This is a genomic window from Haemophilus parainfluenzae (assembly GCF_014931375.1).
In the GTDB taxonomy this organism is placed as follows: domain Bacteria; phylum Pseudomonadota; class Gammaproteobacteria; order Enterobacterales; family Pasteurellaceae; genus Haemophilus_D.
Map to the genome: position 1 here is coordinate 988,496 of NZ_CP063117.1, position 20,153 is coordinate 1,008,648.

Consider the following 20,153-nt stretch of genomic DNA (forward strand, 5'->3'; position numbering starts at 1 on the left):
GGCTGATAAGCGGGATTTGATTATTTCAATATTGACAGTTTATCAGCCGAAATTTATCATAGCTTGCGTTATTTGGGGATATAGCTCAGTTGGGAGAGCGCTTGAATGGCATTCAAGAGGTCGTCGGTTCGATCCCGATTATCTCCACCAAATTTAAAACCTTGAAACTTAAAATGAGTTTCAAGGTTTTTTCTTTATGAGGAATCTACATTTCTTTTAGATAATTCAAGCCTAATCCATTCATTTGTCCCATAATCCAACTTTGTTTTTTACGAACTAATGCACTAGGCTTATTCACTTTATAAATGATAGGGTTTGGCAAAACTGCAGCGAGTAATGCCGCTTCTGATTGCGTTAAATTCTTTGCTGATTTTTTGAAATAATATCGACTGGCTGCTTCTACACCAAAGATACCATTACCAAACTCAGCGATGTTTAAATAGACTTCTAAAATGCGTTCTTTGGACCAAAAGATTTCCATTAATGCCGTTGTGGGAACTTCCAATCCTTTGCGAAACCAACTTTGTCCATGCCAGAGAACGAGGTTTTTCGCAGTTTGTTGAGAAATCGTTGAAGCACCTCGGGTTCGGTGAGATTTTTCATTAAATTTAAAGGCCTTTTGAATCGCCTCAAAATCAAAGCCCCAGTGGTGGGGGAATTTTTGATCTTCAGCGGCAATCACCGCAAGCTGCATATTCGGTGAGATTTCATCAAGACTCACCCAATCATATTTGATTGAATAGCTGAAATCTAATTGTAATAAGTGCCCGATTTTTTGCTGTACCATATAGGCAGAGAAGGGAACAGGGATAAAGCGAAAACAAATGAAAAACGCCAGGATTGCGAGAGAGAAACGCCACGCAACCCGTTGCCAATTTTTTTTCCACCAAGAGGGGCGAAAAAGAGGTAAAAGTGCGGTTAGAATTCGCTTAGTTTTTTGTAGCTTGCTCATCGAGTTGGCTTTTTACCCAGTTTATAAAATCCGGATCCATTGTTTTGAGCATATTAGAACCACGCGTAATGGTTGCTGCACTGGTATTGAGATTCTGTTGAATCTCTCGTTGGGAGAGATTTTTATCTAATAACTGTGCCACGATTTGTAAACGCAAACCCACTGCATCGCGCTCATCAGGCGTGAGCAGAAGCGTTAAGAAATCTTGTGCTTTCCCTTGTTCAAATGCGGTTTGCAAGGTTGTGAGAAAAGCATTCCATTGTTCTAAATTGCGACTAATATACATATCAACAATCCTATACTATTAAACTAGTGCGACTAGTATAGCCGATCGTATTCCTCTTTGCTAAAGGTTTGTAATTTTTCTTTGTTTTGTAGGTTTTGATAGTAAAAATCGTAAGTTAATACGTTTTGAACATAACCTCGTGTTTCAAAGAACGGAATAGAGGCAATAAATTCATCCATAGCCAATTTGCCATTGGCTCTCGCAAGCCATTTTTCTACACGGCTTGCTCCCGCATTATAGGCAGAGGCGATCAAAATGCGATTATTTGGATATTTAGCATTCAGCTCATTTAAGTGAGCTGTACCAAGTAAAATATTATTAAGCGGTTTGAATAAATCTAACTCTCCGTTATAAGGAAGTTGCTGATTTTCTGCCGTTTTTTGCGCAGTACTCGGTAATAACTGCATTAATCCTCGAGCATTTGCGGAAGATTGTGCCATTGGATTCCAAGCACTTTCTTGGCGAGCAATTGCCATGGCGAAGGTTTTGGTGACACGATTATCCACAATGGCTTGAGGTTCTGTTCCGCTGAGATTCACGTTACTGAGGGCAATATCAAAATATTGACTGTAAGCATTTGGTAAGCGTAAGTCGATATAATCCCAAGCTTTTGCAATAATCGAGCCATCTACGCCCAATTCAAACCAATTTTGTTCATTTGCATATTGGCTTAATGCAAGTTGTTTCTCTTGCGGTAGTTTTTCTAATAGAGAACGCCAGCGTTGTTTGGCTGCACCTAATCGATCTAATTGACGTAGTTCTGCAATCTCAGCTAATTCAGTTGCATACTTCTCTTGGATATTGGACTCTTGAGGAATTTTAGGCATTTCCAGTTTGTAGGAATGACCTAATTTGACGGCTGCTAACATTGGATAAAACCCACGTTCTCTCGATAAAGCTTCTAATCGTTGTTTCGCATCTTTATCGGATGCTTGAGCAGCTATTTTAGCCATCCAATAACGCCATTCTTGTTTTTGTTTTGCTTCATCTGAAAGTGCATTTAACCAGGCGAGTAAATCTGTTTGTTGCCAAATAGCCGTACGTAAACGACGTTCAATGAGGTTATCTGCATTGAGTTTAAGAATTTCCTGATCGCGCCATTGCACAAAATTAGGACTTTCATTATCAAAGAAACGGTTAATAAAGGCGATTTTCCAATCACGTAATTCAGCTTCGTTTAATTGCCAAGTCTTCGCCCACTGCTCGTAAGGGGTGAATGTTGGCTCATTCATATTTTCTGGAATGGTCCGCAAATAACGAGCAAAACCTAGCACTACGACAAATTTATTGGTGATTTTATTCGTATTACCATCAATTAATGGCAATGACTCAGCGAGCATTTTCAAATTGGCTGGATTTTTTAAGAGATCCTGATAGAGCACTAAATGAGCGGCTACTTGCTCATCTTCTTTTTTAGCGTTCTCAATTTTTTCTAACTCTTTAGCGAGTATTTCGAGGCCTTTAGCATCATTTTTACCAAAGAGCATTTCCGCTTTTTGATAGATTTTCTCTTCAGTGCGTCCACCTTGTGAATACCAACCCGCCCATAGCTGAGCATCATTAGGTAGTTCAGCATTATTGAGCCAAAGTTGTTCATATTCAGACAAAATAGCCGATTTATTCTTGTCGTTTGATTGATTTTCTGTCGTCTGACTGGTATTGGCTGCCTCTATTTGATATTTAGCTGTAAGCACGGCAATTTGTGTTTCCAAATTATTAGGTGTGAGTTTGGCGAGTGCTTGAGTATCTTCAGCATTGGTTAATAATGTAAAAATGCTTTGTTCTAATTTTCCGCGTAGAAAATGAGAGGCGTGCTGTTGAATAAATTGTTCAATGTCTGTTCGCAATGCATTCACTTCTTCACGAGGCGTATCGCGATTAACGGTTTTTATACGTGCATCTAAATAAGCCGCTATAGCATCAGTTTGCAATGGATAACCTTTTAAAGAATCAATAAGCCCAAGGAATAATTTTGCATTATTAGAAACATGATTATTTTTGACCGCACTTTTTAGGAGCGACTCTAATTGTAGAAAAGTTGCACGTTGTTCAATCAGCTTTAATTCATGAGCGTGCTGTTGTTGTGCCCATTTGGCTTGTTCTTCTGCAAGGTTAATTTGTGGCGCTGTTTCATTTTTGCTTTTATGGGCATGCTGATTAGCCAAAGCTGAGCCTGAAAGTGCGGTTAAAATTAATAACGAAATTGTCGTGTGTTTAAGTGCTCGCATAGGAGATTCCATATAAAGAGAAAGACGGATATTTAGATCCGTCTTTGAGTGTAGAGTTCGTTTTATTTAGAAAACTTTTTTGAAAGGCTTCACAATCACATCACCGTAAACGCCAGCTTCAACATAAGGATCTTGTGCCGCCCAGTCTTTTGCTGCAGACAGGCTTTCGAATTGAGCAATCACTGTCGAGCCAGTAAAGCCAGCTTCGCCTGGGTTTTCATCGTCAATAGCTGGATTGGGACCGGCTGTTAATAAACGACCTTCTGCTTGTAATTGTTTTAAACGAGCGAGATGCTGCTCACGTACTGAAAGACGTTTTTCTAAACTGCCAGGAATATCTTGGGCAAAAATTACGTAATACATCATTTATCCTTTTAACAATTTAATTCTTCGATAGAGGCTAATGCACGTTCTAGTTCAAGATTACCTTCACGTGGAATAGCGCGGGATTTACCGTCTTTCCCAACTGCGACAAAGGTAAATACGGCATCTGTCACGCAGTAACGTTCCCCAATTGGTTCACTCGCAACTTTTTTCACCCATACTTCTACTTTGATTTTAATCGAAGAGCGTCCCACGCTGAGGCATTGACCATAACAACATACCACGTCACCGACAGCGATAGGTTTGATGAAATTCATACTTTCTACGGCAACAGTGACCACACGGCCATGAGCGATTTCTTTGGCAAGAATTGCTCCGCCCATATCCATTTGGGACATAATCCAGCCACCGAAAATATCGCCGTTGGCGTTGGTATCCGAAGGCATTGCTAAGGTACGTAATAATAATACGCCTTTAGATTGACGACCGTCTTTATCAGTAAGATTTGAAACCATTATTTTTCCCCATCATTTTTTTGATCATCTTTAGGTAAGTAACGGTAAATATAAGCACCGCTGACGATTGTTGCAACAAAGGTCATACCAAGTAAACCAAAAGATTTGAAATCAACCCAAGCATCTTCAGACATATTTTGGCTGATATAAATATTTACAAGCATACACAGAATGAAAAATCCTGCCCAGCCTAAATTCAATTTGTTCCACACATTATCCGGTAATTGGATTTCTTTGCCTAATAACTTTTTCACCAGTGGTGTATTGAATTGGAATTGTGCAACCAATAAAACAATGGCAAACAAAGCATTAATAATCGTGACTTTCCATTGTAGGTATTTGATTTCATTGAAATAGGCAGTGAGCAAACCAAAAAAGACGACAGCAATCGCCATGATTTTTTGTTGTTTCTCAATCATGCCATATTTCAGTTTTAGTACAACCATCTGAATGATGGTCGCGATAACTAAGACAATCGCCGCCTCACGCACCCCAAACATTTTGTAGGTGATGAAAAAGAGAACAAGAGGAATAAATTCAAGAAGTTGCTTCATATTATGCCTTCATAAATAAACTGTAAAAACGGTAAGTAAATACCAAAATAAATAGTTGAAATAATGCAGCCAAGATACCAACGATAGCACTTAAAAATGATGAACCCAAGATTGCACCAATGGTATTCACCACTAAAGGAAGAAGTAAATAAGTGAGCAAGGCATAAATAATTAATACGCCATTACGTTTAATACCTGCACGCCACACCTGTAAAGCACTTTGCCCGATAGATTGATTTGCGGCAATGTAATGCACAGGCGATAAGCATAGGCGAACAAAGAAAAATAAACCAAATACCATTGAAACAAAGGCTAGAGGGGAGAGGGCATTTTTGCTTAAAAATGAGCTCATGACATCCGCTATGCCAAAGAGAAGTGGCAAGCTCATAAAAATATCTAAAACGACCACACCTAAAAAACGACGCAATGTAAGCATGAGACCTTGATTAATCGGATTTTCATTTTGCAGACTAATATGATGAATGGTTGCAATACCGAAGGTCGCAATAAAAGACATCAATAATTGTTGGAATAAAAAAGATCCAATCAGTGCAGTTGGCTCCACTTTGCTCAATGCATCAATAATATCCTGTTGTGATGGATTAGGATTATCACCCAAACTCGGCATTGGGACACTGACTAGTGCATTAATCAATTGTGAGATGACGAAAATACCAATGAAAATCAGCACGGTTTTTCGCTGATTACGCATAAAGTTGAGGCTATCTTGAAAAATCTGAGTAAAATTAATTTGCATACTATATCCCACAATAATAAAACCCCGATTATACAGGGTTTATTGTTTTTTTCATAAAATCAGGTTATTTAATGGTGATTTCATTTACCATTTTCAAGAGAGAATATCGTTTTATTCATAAGCATAGCCATTAGGCGGTAGCAACTTACCATCTAAATAAGCTTGATTTTCAATCAGTTTTAATCGCTCTTCAATAAACCATTTAATCACTAAAGGATAAATATTATATTCCTGTTCACGTGTACGAAGTTCAATTTCCTCGACGGTATCACCAGGGAAAATAGGCACTTTAGCTTGTAACACAATGGCACCACCATCGATCTCTTCATTGACAAAATGCACAGTTGTACCGTGTTCGCTGTCGCCATTCTCAAGTGCTCTTTGATAAGTATGTAACCCAGGATATTTTGGCAGAAGGGAAGGATGAATATTTAAAATTTTCCCAGTAAAACGTTGTGTGAATGGCTTGGTTAAGATTTTCATGTAACCGGCTAACACAATGAGATCAATATTGAGAGCGTCTAAATAATCCCCTATAGCCTTATCCATAGCGGGATTGGAACTAAAATCTTGGCGCAAAAAAACTCGGCTAGGAATGCCCGCACTTTCAGCGCGTTCTAAGCCAAATGAATCAATTTTATTACTGATGACAGTCACGACCTTTCCTGGAATAAACCCAGTTTGACAAGCCTCAATTATCGCTTGAAGATTTGATCCTTGCCCTGAAATCAGGACGGCAATTTTTTTCATATTATTCTACATAAAAGAAGGGCGAACCTTTCATTCTGAAATTTTCGCCCTGAAATGGAAAAGAGAAATTATTTAATAATGACTTGTGGTTCGTTATCTGTCGCATTTTCAATATGACCGATTAACCAGACATTTTCACCGGATTGTTTTAAAATCGCTAAAGCAGTTTCCACTTGCGATTGTGGTAATGCAATCACCATACCAACGCCACAGTTAAATGTACGGTACATTTCATAGGTTTCAATGTTGCCTTTTTCTTGTAACCATTTGAATACGGGTTGCCATTCCCAACTGCTTTCATCAATAACAGCTTTGGTATTTTTCGGTAATACACGAGGGATATTTTCCCAGAAACCGCCACCCGTTAAGTGTGCGATAGCATGGACTTCCGTTTGTTTGATTAAGGCGAGAACAGATTTTACATAGATTTTTGTCGGTGCAAGCACTTGTTCACTTAATGGACGACCATCTAATTGCTCAGTGGCTGGGTTGACGCCAGCAACATCAATGACTTTACGAATTAAAGAATAACCATTTGAATGCGGGCCACTTGAACCTAGTGCAATTAAAGCATCTCCTACTTTAACTTGGCTACCATCAATGATTTCTGATTTTTCGACGACACCCACACAGAAGCCTGCTAGGTCATAATCGCCAGCGTGGTACATACCCGGCATTTCAGCGGTTTCGCCACCCACTAATGCACAACCCGATTGTACACAGCCTTCTGCAATGCCTTTTACCACATCAGAGGCAACATCCACATCAAGTTTTCCTGTCGCATAGTAGTCTAAGAAGAATAATGGTTCGGCGCCTTGAACCACTAAATCGTTAACACACATTGCAACCAAATCAATACCAATGGTATCGTGTTTTTTTAAGTCAATGGCTAAACGTAGTTTTGTTCCTACACCGTCTGTACCTGAAACGAGGATCGGTTCTTTATATTTGCCCGGAATAGCACATAATGCGCCAAACCCACCTAATCCCCCGATGACTTCAGGACGAGTAGTTCGTTTCACGTGTGGTTTAATACGTTCAACTAATTCATTACCGGCATTAATATCCACGCCTGCATCTTTATAACTTAATGATGGTTTGCTCACAATGCTATCCTATATTTTTAGGTTAAATGATAAAACGGCGTGATTGTATCAGATTAAGCAAACGTTTGCGATAGTGATTTAATTAGGATTTAAGCAAAAAAATAACCGCACTTTATTTTGCATGATAAAGTGCGGTCAATTTCTAAAATATTTTTAGCGATTTGCTAATTCGAAAATCATCGCTTCAGCTTGGCAGCTAAATGTAAAACGCGCCGTTAAATTGGCGCCATTTTCAGTTTCTGTGATTTCACTTTTAATGTCGCAAGGATCGCTTTCTGTTTTGCGTGCTTTTTCAATGAAACGATTAAGTGCCGCTTCAGCTTCAGCTTTATTCGCATAGGTTTGATGAATATCAACAGAGCAATCTGAACCGTCAATAATCGTACCCACATCAACACAACTACAAGTGAGAGATTCTTCTGCTTTGCATGTTACTGTCATAGGATTTCCTTATTTAAAATTAAGATTGGTTCTATTCTAGCATTTTTAAAACGCTCTGCCAAAGTACCGCATTTTTTTAATTTAAATATCATTTATTTATCACTGGTCGGAACACTTTTAAATTAATCTAAAATAATTTGCACTCCATTTATTGGAGTTTTAGAATCTCGCGGATTTTTTTCATTATTATTAATAACAAAAGGTTCCAAATGACAAAATTTAATAAAACGCTATTAGCAATGACCACATTGTTAGCAGCAAGCGGTGCAAATGCAGCCGCATTCCAATTAGCAGAAGTTTCTACATCCGGTCTTGGTCGTGCTTATGCCGGTGAAGCAGCAATTGTTGATAATGCTGCAGTAGTTACAACTAACCCTGCATTAATGAGTTTATTCAAAACTAATCAATTCTCTGTGGGTGGCGTTTATGTGGATTCTAAAATTCACATGAGTGGTCCAGTTACAGTTAATGCACTAGGTCGTACCGTTGCTGTTGGTTCTGCAGCTCATAATAGTGTTGTTCCTGGTTCATTGATTCCAAATATGTATTTTGTGGCACCAATTAATGACAAATTTGCCATTGGTGGTGGTATGAATGTGAATTTTGGATTAAAAAGTGAATATGAATCAGATTACAATGCAGGTGTATTCGGCGGTAAAACCGATTTAAGCGCGATTAACTTAAATTTAAGCGGTTCATATCGTGTTTCTCAAGGTTTAACTGCTGGTGTGGGGTTAAATGCAGTTTATGCCAAAGCAGAAATTGAACGTCGTGCTGGTATTTTAAGTGATGCATTAAAAAATGTTGCACCATTAGTTCCTGGACTAGTTAAAGCAGGAAAAATTCCTCAAAGTGCTGCCGCATCTTTAGCTCGCTTACAAGGAGTGAATAAAGAAACTGTACTAACCCACTTACAAGATAAAAATGCATGGGGTTTCGGTTGGAATGCAGGTTTAGTGTACGAGTTTAACGAAAATAACCGTGTTGGTTTAGCCTATCATTCAAAAGTCGATATTGACTTTGAAGATGATAATGCTGTGAGTGCGAGTCGTACTATTCGTGGTCAAGGCCCTGCTGCAGGTGGATTAACATTACACTTACCAGATTATTTAGAATTATCAGGTTTCCACCAAGTGACAGATAATTTGGCATTGCACTATAGCTACAAATTTACACATTGGAGCCGTTTCAAAGAGTTACACGCCACCTTTAATGACGGTGAACTTGCTTTCCATAAAGATGAAAAATACCGTAGCAATTCTCGTTATGCATTAGGTACAACCTATAATGTAAATGATAAATTAACGCTTCGTGCCGGTATAGCTTATGATGAAGCGGCAGCACCAACAGAACATGTGAGTGCATCTATTCCAGATACAGATCGTATGTGGTATAGCGTAGGGGCAACTTATAAATTTACCCCGAATCTTTCTATTGATGCGGGCTTTGCGCACTTACGTGGTAAAAAAATTCACTTCACCGAAAGCCAACCAATTGGTGGTTTAGCAACAGTAACAGCGAATTATACCTCTAAAGCAAGTGCTAACCTTTATGGTTTAAACTTAAACTACAGTTTCTAATTTGTTAAAAATTTAGCATAATACGTAGCACACCGAATGAATGTTCGGTGTGCTTTTTTCTTATATGGTCCCATAAAAAACGGGAGAAAAATGACCGCACTTTTTTATGCTTATATGGACTCACCAATTGGTCGGTTATTAATGCTTTCTGATGGTGAACATCTTACAAATTTAGATTGTGAGTTAGAACAAACCACGCCCAATCCAAATTGGATTTTACGAGAAGATTTACCGCTTTTTGAAAAAGTGCAGTGTTCTTTAAGGCGTTATTTTAATGGCGAGCCAGAAAGTTTCTCCGATATTCCTTTATCGCCTAAAGGTACCCCATTTCAACAAGCGATTTGGAAAGCATTATGTCAAATTCCTTATGGTAAAACGGCGAGTTATGGCAGGCTAGCAGAAAGCATTAATAATCCCAAGGCGGTGCGTGCCGTTGGTGGTGCAGTAGGGAGTAATCCCATTAGTATTATCATTCCATGTCATCGTGTATTAGGGAAAAAATGTGAAATCACCGGTTTTGGTGGTGGATTGCCGGCAAAACGTTTTTTATTGAAATTAGAGAATATTCCTTACATTGACAAAGGCGTAGAATACGTTAAACCAAAATTATTGAAGAAATACCACGCATGATCCCACAAACCGAACAAGCCTTATTAGAAAAAGCGCAATCTATTGCGGGGTTAACCTTTGGCGAACTTGCAGATGAATTAAATATTCCCGTTCCGCCTGATTTAAAACGCGATAAAGGTTGGGTTGGAATGTTGCTTGAAACCGCATTGGGGACGACTGCCGGCAGTAAAGCAGAGCAGGACTTTTCCCATTTAGGCATTGAATTAAAAACGTTGCCCATTAATGCAGAAGGTTTTCCGTTGGAAACCACGTTCGTTAGCCTTGCGCCTTTGGTTCAAAACTCGGGCGTGAATTGGGAAAATTCGCACGTTCGCCATAAATTATCGAAAGTTTTGTGGATTCCTATTGAAGGCAGTCGAGATATCCCTTTGCGTGAGCGACATATTGGTCAGCCTATCTTATGGCAACCTTCGGCTGAACAAGAACATCAATTACGCCAAGATTGGGAAGAGTTGATGGATTATATTGTGCTTGGGAAGTTAGATCAGATTACGGCGCGTATTGGTGAAGTCATGCAACTGCGCCCTAAAGGCGCAAACAGCAAAGCCATTACGAAAGGCATTGGTAAAAATGGAGAAGTGATTGATACCTTACCGCTGGGGTTTTATTTACGGAAAGAATTTACGGCAGGCATTTTAAACGCTTTTCTTAATCATAAAAATGGGTGAATCATCACCCATTTTTTTATTTCTCTAAGTTTTGAAAAACACGGAAAAAACCCACCGCACTTTGTAAAGTCTCACCATAAAAAATGAGTGGGATACGATTTCGTTGCCAAGGCGGAACGCCGAGCTCTTGCCAAATTTTTTTCATGGTTTCGGCAGGGCGATTATGTTGTCGTTTCACTTTGCCAGTATAAGCAAATCGTATTTGAATCGGCTCTTGTGTATTGGCAAGTTGAACTTGTTTGTCATTCCAATGCACTAAAATGCCTTGCTCATTGTTGATTGCATAAATTCTTCCAAGATTATCAGGCAAAAGAATCTGTTGATTTAACGGCATATCAAGACAAGTTTGCGACAAATCAGCGAATTTTCTCGTTAAATAGAGACATTGCTGATAACGGCGAATAATATGCTCCCCGAGTTGAAATTGTGGGGATGCATCTGCTTTAGCCTGAATAACATCATCAATAATATGCATTAATTGAACCTGCGTAGGCATAGCAATCTGATTTTTAGCCAACCACATGCGTAAAAGTGCGGTTTGTTTTTGCAATGAATATTCTAGAAAATTTACGAGTGAAAACTGTTTTTGATCCTCAAGAATGTGCTGCTCAAAGCAGGTCTGTAATAATTCATTAATGAGTTGTTGTTGCTCAAAACAATGTTGTGCGGCACGCTGAACTGCATGATCAAAATGTCCCCAGCGTTGGCGTATTTCAGGCAAAATTTGGTTACGTAAGAAATTGCGATCGTAATGATTATCTTGATTGCTTTCGTCTTCGACCCAAGACAGATTTTCTTGCTGAACGTAATCTTCTAATTCATTACGGCTAAAAGAAAGGAGTGGGCGTAGAATAGTCATCCCAAATAATTGGCTTTCTTTTTGCATAGCACCTAAACCTTGTAATCCTGCTCCGCGTTTTAGCGCCAGGAAAAAAGTCTCAGTTTGATCATTTAAATGATGTGCAGTAATCAGATATTCATCAGGCTGGATATGTGTTGAAATCGCCCGATAACGGGCTTCTCTTGCGCCCGCTTCAATGCCATTGTGCATTTCCACTTTGACTTTTTCAATAATAAGTGGAATGGCAAATTGCTCACAGAGTTGTTGGCAATGAGTAGTCCAAGTATCCGCATTCGGGCTTAATCCGTGATGGATATGAATAGCTCTCAGGCTTAAGTGCAGTCGTTTTTCGCTGAGTTTTTTAACTAAAGAAAGCAGTGCAGTTGAATCCAAACCACCGCTAAAAGCAATGAGAAGCTTATTGGCGGTAGTTGGGATTTGTGCTTGGAATAATGAAAAAAGATCCATTAGGCCACTTTAACAGCTTTGTAGTTTGTGCTTGGATTTAAGATTTCAAAACGTGCAGCAATAGGTTGGAGTTCGTAAGATTTTAAATCAAAGGTAGTTTTCATTACGCCAGCAACAGCATTATTCATTTTTTCAAAAGCTTCAACATCATTGCCACAGTTTAAGTAATGCGCCAAGAAAGTTCCCGCAATTAAATCACCCACACCAACAGGTTCAAAGTTAAATTTATAAAGCGGACGACTTAAATGCCATACACCTTCAGGTGTCGCCATAATAATTTCAAAGGTATCAGGATCATTTAATTTACCAGCTTTACCTAAGTGTTTAACTAACACTTTCTTCACACCTTTAGCCACTAATGCATTAGCGGCTTTCAGCACATCGTCAAACGTATTGATAGGGAAGTCAGAAAGCGTACGAAGCTCTGAAAGATTTGGTGTCATGATGTCCGCACGTGGAATCGCTTTTTCAATTAAGCGTTCACGTACACCATCGGCCACCACGCAGACTTTTTCGGCATTTGGCATAACAGGATCGCACAAGTAAAGTGCATTTGGGTTACGTGCTTTGATTTTTTCTAAAGCATAGATAATTTGGTCAACTTGCTCAGCTGAACCTAAATAGCCAGAAAGCAACGCATCACATTCTTGCAGTTTTCCAATAGCATCTAAACCGTTAGCAATTTCACCAATTTGCTCTTGTGGAATCACCATGCCCGTCCATTTGCCATATTGAGTATGGTTAGAGAATTGCACGGTATTGAGTGCCCATACATCCACGCCTAATAGCTGCATTGGAAAAGTGGCGGATTTATTACCGGCAAAACCATAAACTACGTGAGATTGGATTGCTAATACGTTTTTCATTTTGAGTTCTCCTTTTATATTATTTTAGGCATTGATGCTGTTTCTTGCATCCATGCAACATTTTTTTCAAAACACAAAAAAGAGCGGTTAAACTAACCGCTCTTTTTCTATTTTATTAACAATAACCGTAAGACATTAAACGTTCATAACGTCTTTCTAATAAGCCATCTTTGTCGAAGGTATCGAGTTCGTTTAGTTCTTCAACAAGGCATTGTTTTAAATTACGTGCCATTTCATGATAATTACGATGCGCACCACCTAATGGCTCTTGAACGATATTATCAATTAAACCTAACTCTTTTAAACGAGTTGCGGTTAAGCCCATGACTTCGGCTGCGGTTGACGCTTTTTCTGCGCTTTTCCATAAGATAGAAGCACAGCCTTCCGGTGAAATAACGGAATAAGTTGAATATTGCAACATATTTACTTTGTCGCCGACACCAATGGCTAATGCACCACCAGAACCGCCTTCACCGATTACCGTACAGATAACAGGTACTTTTAAGGTAGACATTTCACGTAAGTTACGAGCAATCGCCTCAGATTGACCGCGCTCTTCTGCACCGATACCTGGGTAAGCCCCTGGCGTGTCGATAAAGGTAATAATAGGTAAGTTAAAACGCTCAGCCATTTGCATTAAACGTAATGCTTTACGATAGCCTTCAGGTGCCGGCATACCAAAGTTACGTGTTACTTTATCTTTTACTGTACGACCTTTTTGGTGACCGATAATCATTACCGCGCGACCATCTAAACGAGCAAGACCACCTACGATTGCTTTATCATCGGCAAAGGCACGATCGCCCGCAAGTTCTTGGAAATCAGTAAAAATATGTTCGATATAATCAAGCGTGTATGGACGATTTGGGTGACGTGCCATACGAGAAACCTGCCATGCATCAAGATTTGCAAAGGTTTTTTTGGTTAATTCATCGCTTTTCTTTTGTAAGCGTTTAATTTCATCGTGTAAATCAATTTTGTCATCAGATGCTGAACGTAGTGCTTCAATTTTGGCTTCAAGTTCAGCAATAGGTAATTCAAAATCTAAATATTCTTGGCTCATTTCTTATCCTAAAATATCGTCAAAAGTTGCCCGCACTTTATCAAGATTTAAGGTGCGGTGCAAATGGTTTTCACTGGTTGGAGCGGATTATAAATATTCCTTTTTTAGTAATGATAACAAAAACAAAAATGCGGAACAAATCACGACAGAAGGCCCCGCAGCTGTATCATAAAAGGCGGAAAGGAATAACCCGCCAACGACGGAAAGCATACTGATTAAAATCGCAATAAACACCACTTGTTCAGGTGTTTTGGCAAAACGTCTTGCTGTTGCGGCTGGAATAATTAATAGCGATGTAATAATCAGGGCCCCTACAAACTTCATACTTAATGCGATCGTCAGTGCGGTCAAAATCATTAAAATAAATCGCATTTTTTTAATGTTAATGCCTTCTACTTGGGCTAATTCAGGCGAAACTGTGGTGGAGAGTAAGGCTTGCCAGAAGTAAAGTAGAGTGCCTAATACAATGATTACGCCAGCAGCAATATAAGGTAAATCGTTAAAATTAATGGCGAGTAAATCCCCAAAAAGATAACTCATTAAATCGACTCGGACATTTTTAAGTAAGCCAACCGTAACCACGCCAAGTGAAAGACAACTGTGCGCGATAATGCCTAAAAGGGTATCCACTGAAAATTGCGTGTTACTTTCGAGCCATACCATTAATACGGCGAGAATAATCGTCAAAATTACAATGGCAACATAAGGGTTAATTTGTAGGAAAATGCCTAACGCCACACCGAGTAAGGCTGAGTGGGAAAGGGTATCACCAAAATAAGCCATTTTACGCCACACCACAAAAGCACCGAGTGGTGCGGTAATTAAGGAAAGCAGTAAGCCCGTAAGCAAGGCGGGAAATAAAATCTCAAACATGATTTTTCCTTATTGTTGGCATTCTGATGGATTGGCACTGCAACTACAAACATCACCGTGCATATTATGGTGATGGTTATGGTGGTGCGTATAAAAGCCCATATTTTGTGAGATTTGATTGCCCCAAAGACGCATAAATTTGGGATCATTGGATAGGCTTTCTGGTGTGCCGGCACAGCAAATGTGTTGATTGATGCACAACACTTCTTTACTGTCCGCCATCACGATATGCAAATCATGGGAAACCATTAAAACCGCACAGTTTAAGGTTTGTTGAGTACGATGAATCAGCTGATAAAGTTCAGCTTGACCATTAATATCCACGCCTTGAGTTGGTTCATCTAGCACCAGTAAATTGGGTTTATTTAAAATCGCACGGGCCAATAATACACGTTGCATCTCGCCACCAGAGAGTTTTTGCATATTATTTTTTCTCAAATGAGTGATAGAGAGTTGCTCAAGTGCGGTTGATATTTCTTGCGTTTTAACACCTTTTTTGAGCGCCAGAAAACGCTCAACCGTCATTGGTAAGCTGTGATCGAGGTGAATTTTTTGTGGGACATAGCCAATTCTGACATTAGCGCTATAAATCACCTCACCAGATGTTGGCGTTTGCAATTTTAATAAGGTTTTTAAGAGGGTTGATTTTCCCCCACCATTTGGCCCTACAATGGTGATAATGGAATTGGGATAAATGCTGAGATTAATGTCCCGCAATGCGGTTTTTTGTTCAAAGACCACATTGATATTTTTCAGTGTAATTAATGGTGTGGGTTGGGCTGGTTGAATGGCGCGAATCTGCATAATTCCCCCTTTAAAAATGGCTCACTAAAATAGCTCATTTCCGCCTTTTTCTCAAGAAATTCCGACTATGCCTAATATTTAGGCATAAGATTTCACATTTTTAGGGTAAAATGAATTTTTCCTAGAGTTTGTAGTCTGAAAAACGAAAATCTTTTTTACTCATTTTAAAGGTATCTATTTTGCAACACGTTAAATTAGCCAGAGATCGACGGAAAAGAAAATCCCGCATAAAAGCGGCGATTTTTTTTGCCGCACTTTTGCTTATTTTAACGGGCATTTTCCTCGCCTTTAAAGATACCGCTGATTATGATCCTTCTCTGCAAAGTAATCTTGAACCAGAGATGGTAGATAACGTTCAATATCAATCTCTTACACCTGAAAAAACGGAATCGGGCAATCCTCAATCTCAAGAAGGCGAACATCCTGAAGCAAAACAACATGCTAATACAGAAGATGCAACCTCTTATGATGATGAACTTCAAGCCAAAGATGATGAAGTCGATGAAATCAAACCACAATTTGACGATCTCAATGATTTACCAAAAGATGCTCAAGATGCACTCAGCGGTATTTTAGATGTGGCCGATCAAGCATTACGTATCACCGATCAATTTAGCCATACCGTAGTACGTGGCGATTCATTAAAAGATGTACTAGAGCTTTCCGGTTTAGAAGATGATACGGCGAAAGATTTGATTGCTGCGTATCCTGAATTAAAAACGCTGCGCGCAGGTCAGCAGTTCTATTGGATTTTAGATAAAGAAGATCAGCTGGAGTATTTAAACTGGTTGGTGTCTGAAAAAGAAGAACGTATTTATGAACGTACGGAAGACGGTAAGTTTAAACGCCAAATTCTAGAGAAGAAAAGTATCTGGAAGAAAGAGGTGTTAAAAGGAACAATTAACGGATCTTTTGCATCAAGTTTGCGTGATTTAGGTCTAGATGGTCGTCAAATCAGCCAATTAAGCTCAGCATTACAATGGCAAGTAAGTCTTCAAAAACTCAGTAAAGGTACTAAGTTTGCGATTTTGGTATCACGTGAATATTTAGGCGATAAATTAACCGGTCAAGGTAACGTTGAAGCCATTCATATTATGGCAGATGGTAAGAGCTATTATGGTATTCAAGCGGCGAATGGTCGCTACTACGATAAGCAAGGGGAAACCCTTGGCAAAGGTTTTGCGCGTTATCCATTACAACGCCAAGCACGTATTTCGTCACCATTTAACCCAAATCGCCGCCATCCGGTAACGGGACGTGTTCGTCCGCATAAAGGGGTAGACTTTGCTGTTTCACCAGGTACGCCAGTTATTGCGCCAGCAGAAGGTGTGGTGGAAAAAGTGGCTTATCAAGCCGGTGGTGCAGGACGTTATGTGGTGATACGCCATGGTCGTGAATATCAAACGGTGTATATGCATTTAAGTCGTGCTTTAGTGCGTGCGGGCCAAACAGTGAAGAAAGGGGAGCGCATTGCATTAACTGGTAATACGGGTATTTCAACCGGTCCACACTTGCACTACGAGTTTCATATCAATGAGCGAGCGGTGAACCCGCTTACGGTGAAATTACCAGGTACCAGCAGTGGAATGGCAACAGCAGAGCGTAAGCAATTCTTAGTCCGAGCGAAAGAAGTTGAAAGAACATTAAAATTATAGTGAATAAAATGCGGTCAAATTTGACCGCATTTTTTATAGGCCTAAAAAATTAACTTAAAACTAACCGCACTTATCTTTTCTCTTTTTCCTCAATATGCTATTCTCTTTGCATTTTAGAATTATTCTCATTTTTATGGTTAAGAGACGTTATCTGATTTTTCTTTTGATCGTGCTTTCCTTTGTTTCACTTTTTCTCGGGGTAAGTACCGTTAATTTGCAAGGGTTACTGAATTTTGAAGGTAATCAATGGCAGATTTTTTTAATTAGTCGCGTGCCTCGCTTAATCAGTATCTTGATTGCAGGTGCATCCTTAAGTATTTGTGGCTTAGTGATGCAGCAACTCAGTCGAAACCGATTTGTTTCTCCTACCACGGCGGGCACAATGGACAGCGCACGATTAGGGATTTTAATGGCGATGCTGTTTTTCCCAACGGCCTCAATGTTGTTAAAAACCGCAATTGCAGTGATCGTCTCTTTCCTTGGTACATTGTTATTTATGACGATTCTGTCCCGTTTGAAATTCAAGGACACCATTTTTGTACCTTTAGTAGGGATTATGTTTGGTAATATTATTAGCTCGATTACCGCCTTTATTGCTTACAAAGAAGACTTGTTACAAAACTTATCGGGATGGTTACAAGGGGATTTTTCGCTTGTGATGTCTGGTCGTTATGAATTGTTGTATTTCAGTATTCCTACACTCATCGTGGCTTATTTATTTGCGCATCGTTTTTCTATTGTCGGGATGGGGAAAGACTTTGCGGTTAATCTGGGTCTAAATTACAACCAAGTACTTTATCTCGGATTGCTCATTGTGGCGGTGGTGTCTTCGATTATTATCGTGTCTGTTGGCGTGATCCCTTTCTTGGGGCTAATTATTCCAAATATCGTCACGCTTTATTTAGGGGATAACTTGAAGAAAGTGTTATCTCATACCGCTTTGTTAGGTGCGGTATTTGTTTTATTCTGCGATATTTTAGGTCGAAGTGTGATTTATCCTTATGAGATTTCCATTAATGCCGTGGTTGGCGTATTTGGCAGTGGTATCTTCTTATTTTTATTATTAAAGCGGTATAGAAATGGCTAAGAAATCTTCTTCTCAACTGATTGTATTGTCGTTGTTAGCCATTGTTTCTCTTGCACTCTATTTAGGCTACAACTTACCAAACCGTTGGCAATATGCCTTGGAAAATCGTGCTTTATCCTTAATTGCGATTGTGATTACAGGCGCGGCAATTGCACTCGCTACGATGATTTTCCAAACGGTTGTGAATAACCGAATTCTCACGCCGAGTATTTTGGGTTTGGACTCGCTGTATTTACTGATTCAAACGACGATTATCTTTCTTTTCGGTTCAAGCACATTGCTTTCAATGAATTCGATTGCATTGTTTGTCTTGTGTACGGGATTAATGATGGCATTTTCATTAGTGCTTTATCACTTCCTGTTTAAGAAAGAGAACCAAAATATTTTCTTTTTGTTGCTTGTCGGGATTATTTTCGGCACCTTCTTTGGTAGCTTAACGACATTTATGGAAGTGTTGATTGATCCAAATGAATTCCAAATCGCTCAAGATATTGGCTTTGCAAGTTTCAACCGAATTAATACACAAATCTTGTGGGTCGCATTAGCCATTTTAGTCGCGACGATTGTTTTCAGTCTGAGATATTGGCATTGCTTTGATGTGTTGGCGTTAGGGCGAGAAAATGCCGTTAACCTAGGTATCGATTACCAAAAGACCTTAAAAATCTTATTAATTCTGGTGGCAATTTTAACGTCAGTGTCGACCGCACTTGTTGGCCCACTTACGTTCCTCGGGTTATTAGTGATGAACGTGACCTTTGAATTTGTTCGTGATTATCGTCACAAGATACTCATTCCTGCTGCGATGTTAATTTCCATCATTACCTTGGTTTTAGGGCAATTATTGGTGACGCATATTTTTACGTTCCGCACGACATTAAGCATCATCGTTAATTTTGTCGGTGGCGTGTACTTTATTTATTTGTTATTAAGAGCAAACAAAAAATGGCAATAGAAATTCGCAATATTACTAAAAGTTACGGAAGCAAAAAGGTGGTGGATAATGTGTCCGTCACCATTCCTACGGGGAAAATTACGTCTTTTATCGGGCCGAATGGCGCGGGGAAGAGTACGGTGCTGTCTATTATGAGCCGTTTGTTGAATGCGGATAGTGGTGAGATCTATCTCAACGGTGAATTGCTCAATCGTAAGAAAAGTAGCGATATTGCGAAACAACTTGCGATTTTAAAGCAAACTAACAACATTAATTTGCGTCTAACCATTGAAGATTTAGTCGCTTTTGGGCGTTTTCCTTATTGCAAAGGAAACTTAACCCAAACTGACCGCACTTTTATTGATAATGCTATTGCCTATATGAATTTAGATGATATCCGTCATCAATATATCGATAACTTAAGTGGTGGGCAGCGACAACGCGCTTATATTGCGATGACGCTTGCACAAGATACGGATTATATTTTGTTGGATGAGCCATTAAATAATCTGGATATGAAACATTCAGTGCAGATCATGCAAGTTTTGCGAAAATTAGCGACAGAACTCAACAAAACCGTGGTGATTGTGATTCACGATATTAATTTTGCCTCTTGTTATTCAGACTACATTGTCGCCATGAAAAATGGAAAATTAGTGCATCAAGGGGAAGTTAACCACATTATGCAATCGCCCGTGCTACAAGATATTTATGATATGGCGATACCTATTCAGGATATCGACGACCATAAAATTGCCGTTTATTTTAGATAAA

Annotated in this window: 22 protein-coding genes and 1 tRNA gene; 8 read left to right on the forward strand and 15 right to left on the reverse strand. The window is 39.3% G+C overall.

The window, feature by feature from the left end:
• Positions 1-74: 74 nt before the first annotated feature.
• Positions 75-150, forward strand: a tRNA-Ala gene (locus tag INP95_RS04780).
• A 55-nt stretch (positions 151-205) separates the two neighbouring features.
• Here the strand turns inward: INP95_RS04780 and mtgA are convergent.
• The 10 genes from mtgA to INP95_RS04830 form a co-directional block, all read right to left on the reverse strand.
• Complete coding sequence (mtgA, locus tag INP95_RS04785) at positions 206-952, reverse strand: monofunctional biosynthetic peptidoglycan transglycosylase (RefSeq protein ID WP_070591567.1); 747 nt, start codon at positions 950-952, stop codon at positions 206-208.
• Positions 930-1,238 (reverse strand): trp operon repressor, encoded by a 309-nt coding sequence (gene trpR / locus INP95_RS04790; RefSeq protein ID WP_049366422.1) that lies wholly within the window; start codon positions 1,236-1,238, stop codon positions 930-932. Before trpR ends, mtgA begins: the two co-directional genes overlap by 23 nt.
• Before the next feature lie 32 nt (positions 1,239-1,270).
• Positions 1,271-3,466, reverse strand: coding sequence for a transglycosylase SLT domain-containing protein (locus INP95_RS04795; RefSeq protein ID WP_070591564.1), 2,196 nt, complete (start codon positions 3,464-3,466; stop codon positions 1,271-1,273).
• Positions 3,467-3,532: 66 nt separating this feature from the next.
• The gene (locus INP95_RS04800) at positions 3,533-3,829 is read right to left on the reverse strand and encodes a YciI family protein (protein ID WP_070591563.1); all 297 of its coding nucleotides are present in this window, start codon (positions 3,827-3,829) and stop codon (positions 3,533-3,535) included.
• 11 nt (positions 3,830-3,840) lie between these two features.
• Positions 3,841-4,305 (reverse strand): acyl-CoA thioester hydrolase YciA, encoded by a 465-nt coding sequence (yciA, locus tag INP95_RS04805; RefSeq protein ID WP_070591561.1) that lies wholly within the window; start codon positions 4,303-4,305, stop codon positions 3,841-3,843.
• Complete coding sequence (locus tag INP95_RS04810; protein WP_014064871.1) at positions 4,305-4,859, reverse strand: septation protein A; 555 nt, start codon at positions 4,857-4,859, stop codon at positions 4,305-4,307. The genes yciA and INP95_RS04810 overlap by 1 nt, the downstream gene beginning before the upstream one ends.
• A gap of 1 nt (position 4,860) precedes the next feature.
• Entirely contained in the window at positions 4,861-5,616 is a 756-nt protein-coding gene (locus tag INP95_RS04815) for a beta-methylgalactoside transporter (RefSeq protein WP_070591558.1), read from the reverse strand.
• A 111-nt stretch (positions 5,617-5,727) separates the two neighbouring features.
• Positions 5,728-6,366, reverse strand: coding sequence for a phosphoribosylglycinamide formyltransferase (gene purN, locus INP95_RS04820; RefSeq protein ID WP_070591556.1), 639 nt, complete (start codon positions 6,364-6,366; stop codon positions 5,728-5,730).
• Between the two features lie 68 nt (positions 6,367-6,434).
• Positions 6,435-7,472: a phosphoribosylformylglycinamidine cyclo-ligase gene (gene purM, locus INP95_RS04825; RefSeq protein WP_049370533.1), complete on the reverse strand. Its 1,038-nt coding sequence runs from the start codon at positions 7,470-7,472 to the stop codon at positions 6,435-6,437.
• A gap of 153 nt (positions 7,473-7,625) precedes the next feature.
• Positions 7,626-7,913, reverse strand: a complete 288-nt coding sequence (locus INP95_RS04830) for a YfcZ/YiiS family protein (protein ID WP_005697117.1) — start codon at positions 7,911-7,913, stop codon at positions 7,626-7,628.
• Positions 7,914-8,122: 209 nt separating this feature from the next.
• On the opposite strand from INP95_RS04830, the gene INP95_RS04835 reads away from it, so the two are divergent.
• The 3 genes from INP95_RS04835 (at position 8,123) to mutH (ending at position 10,791) form a co-directional block, all read left to right on the forward strand.
• Positions 8,123-9,493: a porin gene (locus INP95_RS04835; RefSeq protein WP_070591553.1), complete on the forward strand. Its 1,371-nt coding sequence runs from the start codon at positions 8,123-8,125 to the stop codon at positions 9,491-9,493.
• Positions 9,494-9,583: 90 nt separating this feature from the next.
• On the forward strand, positions 9,584-10,123 hold the full coding sequence (locus tag INP95_RS04840) for a methylated-DNA--[protein]-cysteine S-methyltransferase (protein ID WP_070591550.1): 540 nt from the start codon (positions 9,584-9,586) through the stop codon (positions 10,121-10,123).
• On the forward strand, positions 10,120-10,791 hold the full coding sequence (mutH, locus tag INP95_RS04845; protein WP_070591546.1) for a DNA mismatch repair endonuclease MutH: 672 nt from the start codon (positions 10,120-10,122) through the stop codon (positions 10,789-10,791). The genes INP95_RS04840 and mutH overlap by 4 nt, the downstream gene beginning before the upstream one ends.
• Before the next feature lie 16 nt (positions 10,792-10,807).
• Here the strand turns inward: mutH and tilS are convergent, their stop codons facing one another.
• The 5 genes from tilS to znuC all read right to left on the reverse strand — a co-directional run bounded on the left by tilS (position 10,808) and on the right by znuC (position 15,706).
• Positions 10,808-12,100 (reverse strand): tRNA lysidine(34) synthetase TilS, encoded by a 1,293-nt coding sequence (tilS, locus tag INP95_RS04850; protein ID WP_070591543.1) that lies wholly within the window; start codon positions 12,098-12,100, stop codon positions 10,808-10,810.
• Positions 12,100-12,966 (reverse strand): pyridoxal kinase, encoded by an 867-nt coding sequence (pdxY, locus tag INP95_RS04855; RefSeq protein WP_049369150.1) that lies wholly within the window; start codon positions 12,964-12,966, stop codon positions 12,100-12,102. Before pdxY ends, tilS begins: the two co-directional genes overlap by 1 nt.
• Before the next feature lie 115 nt (positions 12,967-13,081).
• Positions 13,082-14,029 (reverse strand): acetyl-CoA carboxylase carboxyl transferase subunit alpha, encoded by a 948-nt coding sequence (gene accA, locus INP95_RS04860; RefSeq protein WP_049368033.1) that lies wholly within the window; start codon positions 14,027-14,029, stop codon positions 13,082-13,084.
• Between the two features lie 87 nt (positions 14,030-14,116).
• Complete coding sequence (gene znuB / locus INP95_RS04865) at positions 14,117-14,902, reverse strand: zinc ABC transporter permease subunit ZnuB (RefSeq protein WP_054418308.1); 786 nt, start codon at positions 14,900-14,902, stop codon at positions 14,117-14,119.
• Between the two features lie 9 nt (positions 14,903-14,911).
• Entirely contained in the window at positions 14,912-15,706 is a 795-nt protein-coding gene (gene znuC / locus INP95_RS04870) for a zinc ABC transporter ATP-binding protein ZnuC (protein WP_070591540.1), read from the reverse strand.
• 179 nt (positions 15,707-15,885) lie between these two features.
• On the opposite strand from znuC, the gene mepM reads away from it, so the two are divergent.
• The 4 genes from mepM to INP95_RS04890 all read left to right on the forward strand — a co-directional run bounded on the left by mepM (position 15,886) and on the right by INP95_RS04890 (position 20,152).
• The gene (gene mepM, locus INP95_RS04875) at positions 15,886-17,361 is read left to right on the forward strand and encodes a murein DD-endopeptidase MepM (protein WP_070591538.1); all 1,476 of its coding nucleotides are present in this window, start codon (positions 15,886-15,888) and stop codon (positions 17,359-17,361) included.
• Positions 17,362-17,494: 133 nt separating this feature from the next.
• Positions 17,495-18,448, forward strand: coding sequence for an ABC transporter permease (locus INP95_RS04880; protein ID WP_070591532.1), 954 nt, complete (start codon positions 17,495-17,497; stop codon positions 18,446-18,448).
• Complete coding sequence (locus INP95_RS04885; protein ID WP_070591528.1) at positions 18,441-19,400, forward strand: iron chelate uptake ABC transporter family permease subunit; 960 nt, start codon at positions 18,441-18,443, stop codon at positions 19,398-19,400. Before INP95_RS04880 ends, INP95_RS04885 begins: the two co-directional genes overlap by 8 nt.
• A complete protein-coding gene (locus INP95_RS04890) occupies positions 19,391-20,152 on the forward strand; it encodes an iron ABC transporter ATP-binding protein (protein WP_070591526.1) in 762 nt (253 codons plus the stop codon). The genes INP95_RS04885 and INP95_RS04890 overlap by 10 nt, the downstream gene beginning before the upstream one ends.
• The last annotated feature ends 1 nt before the right edge of the window (position 20,153 follow it).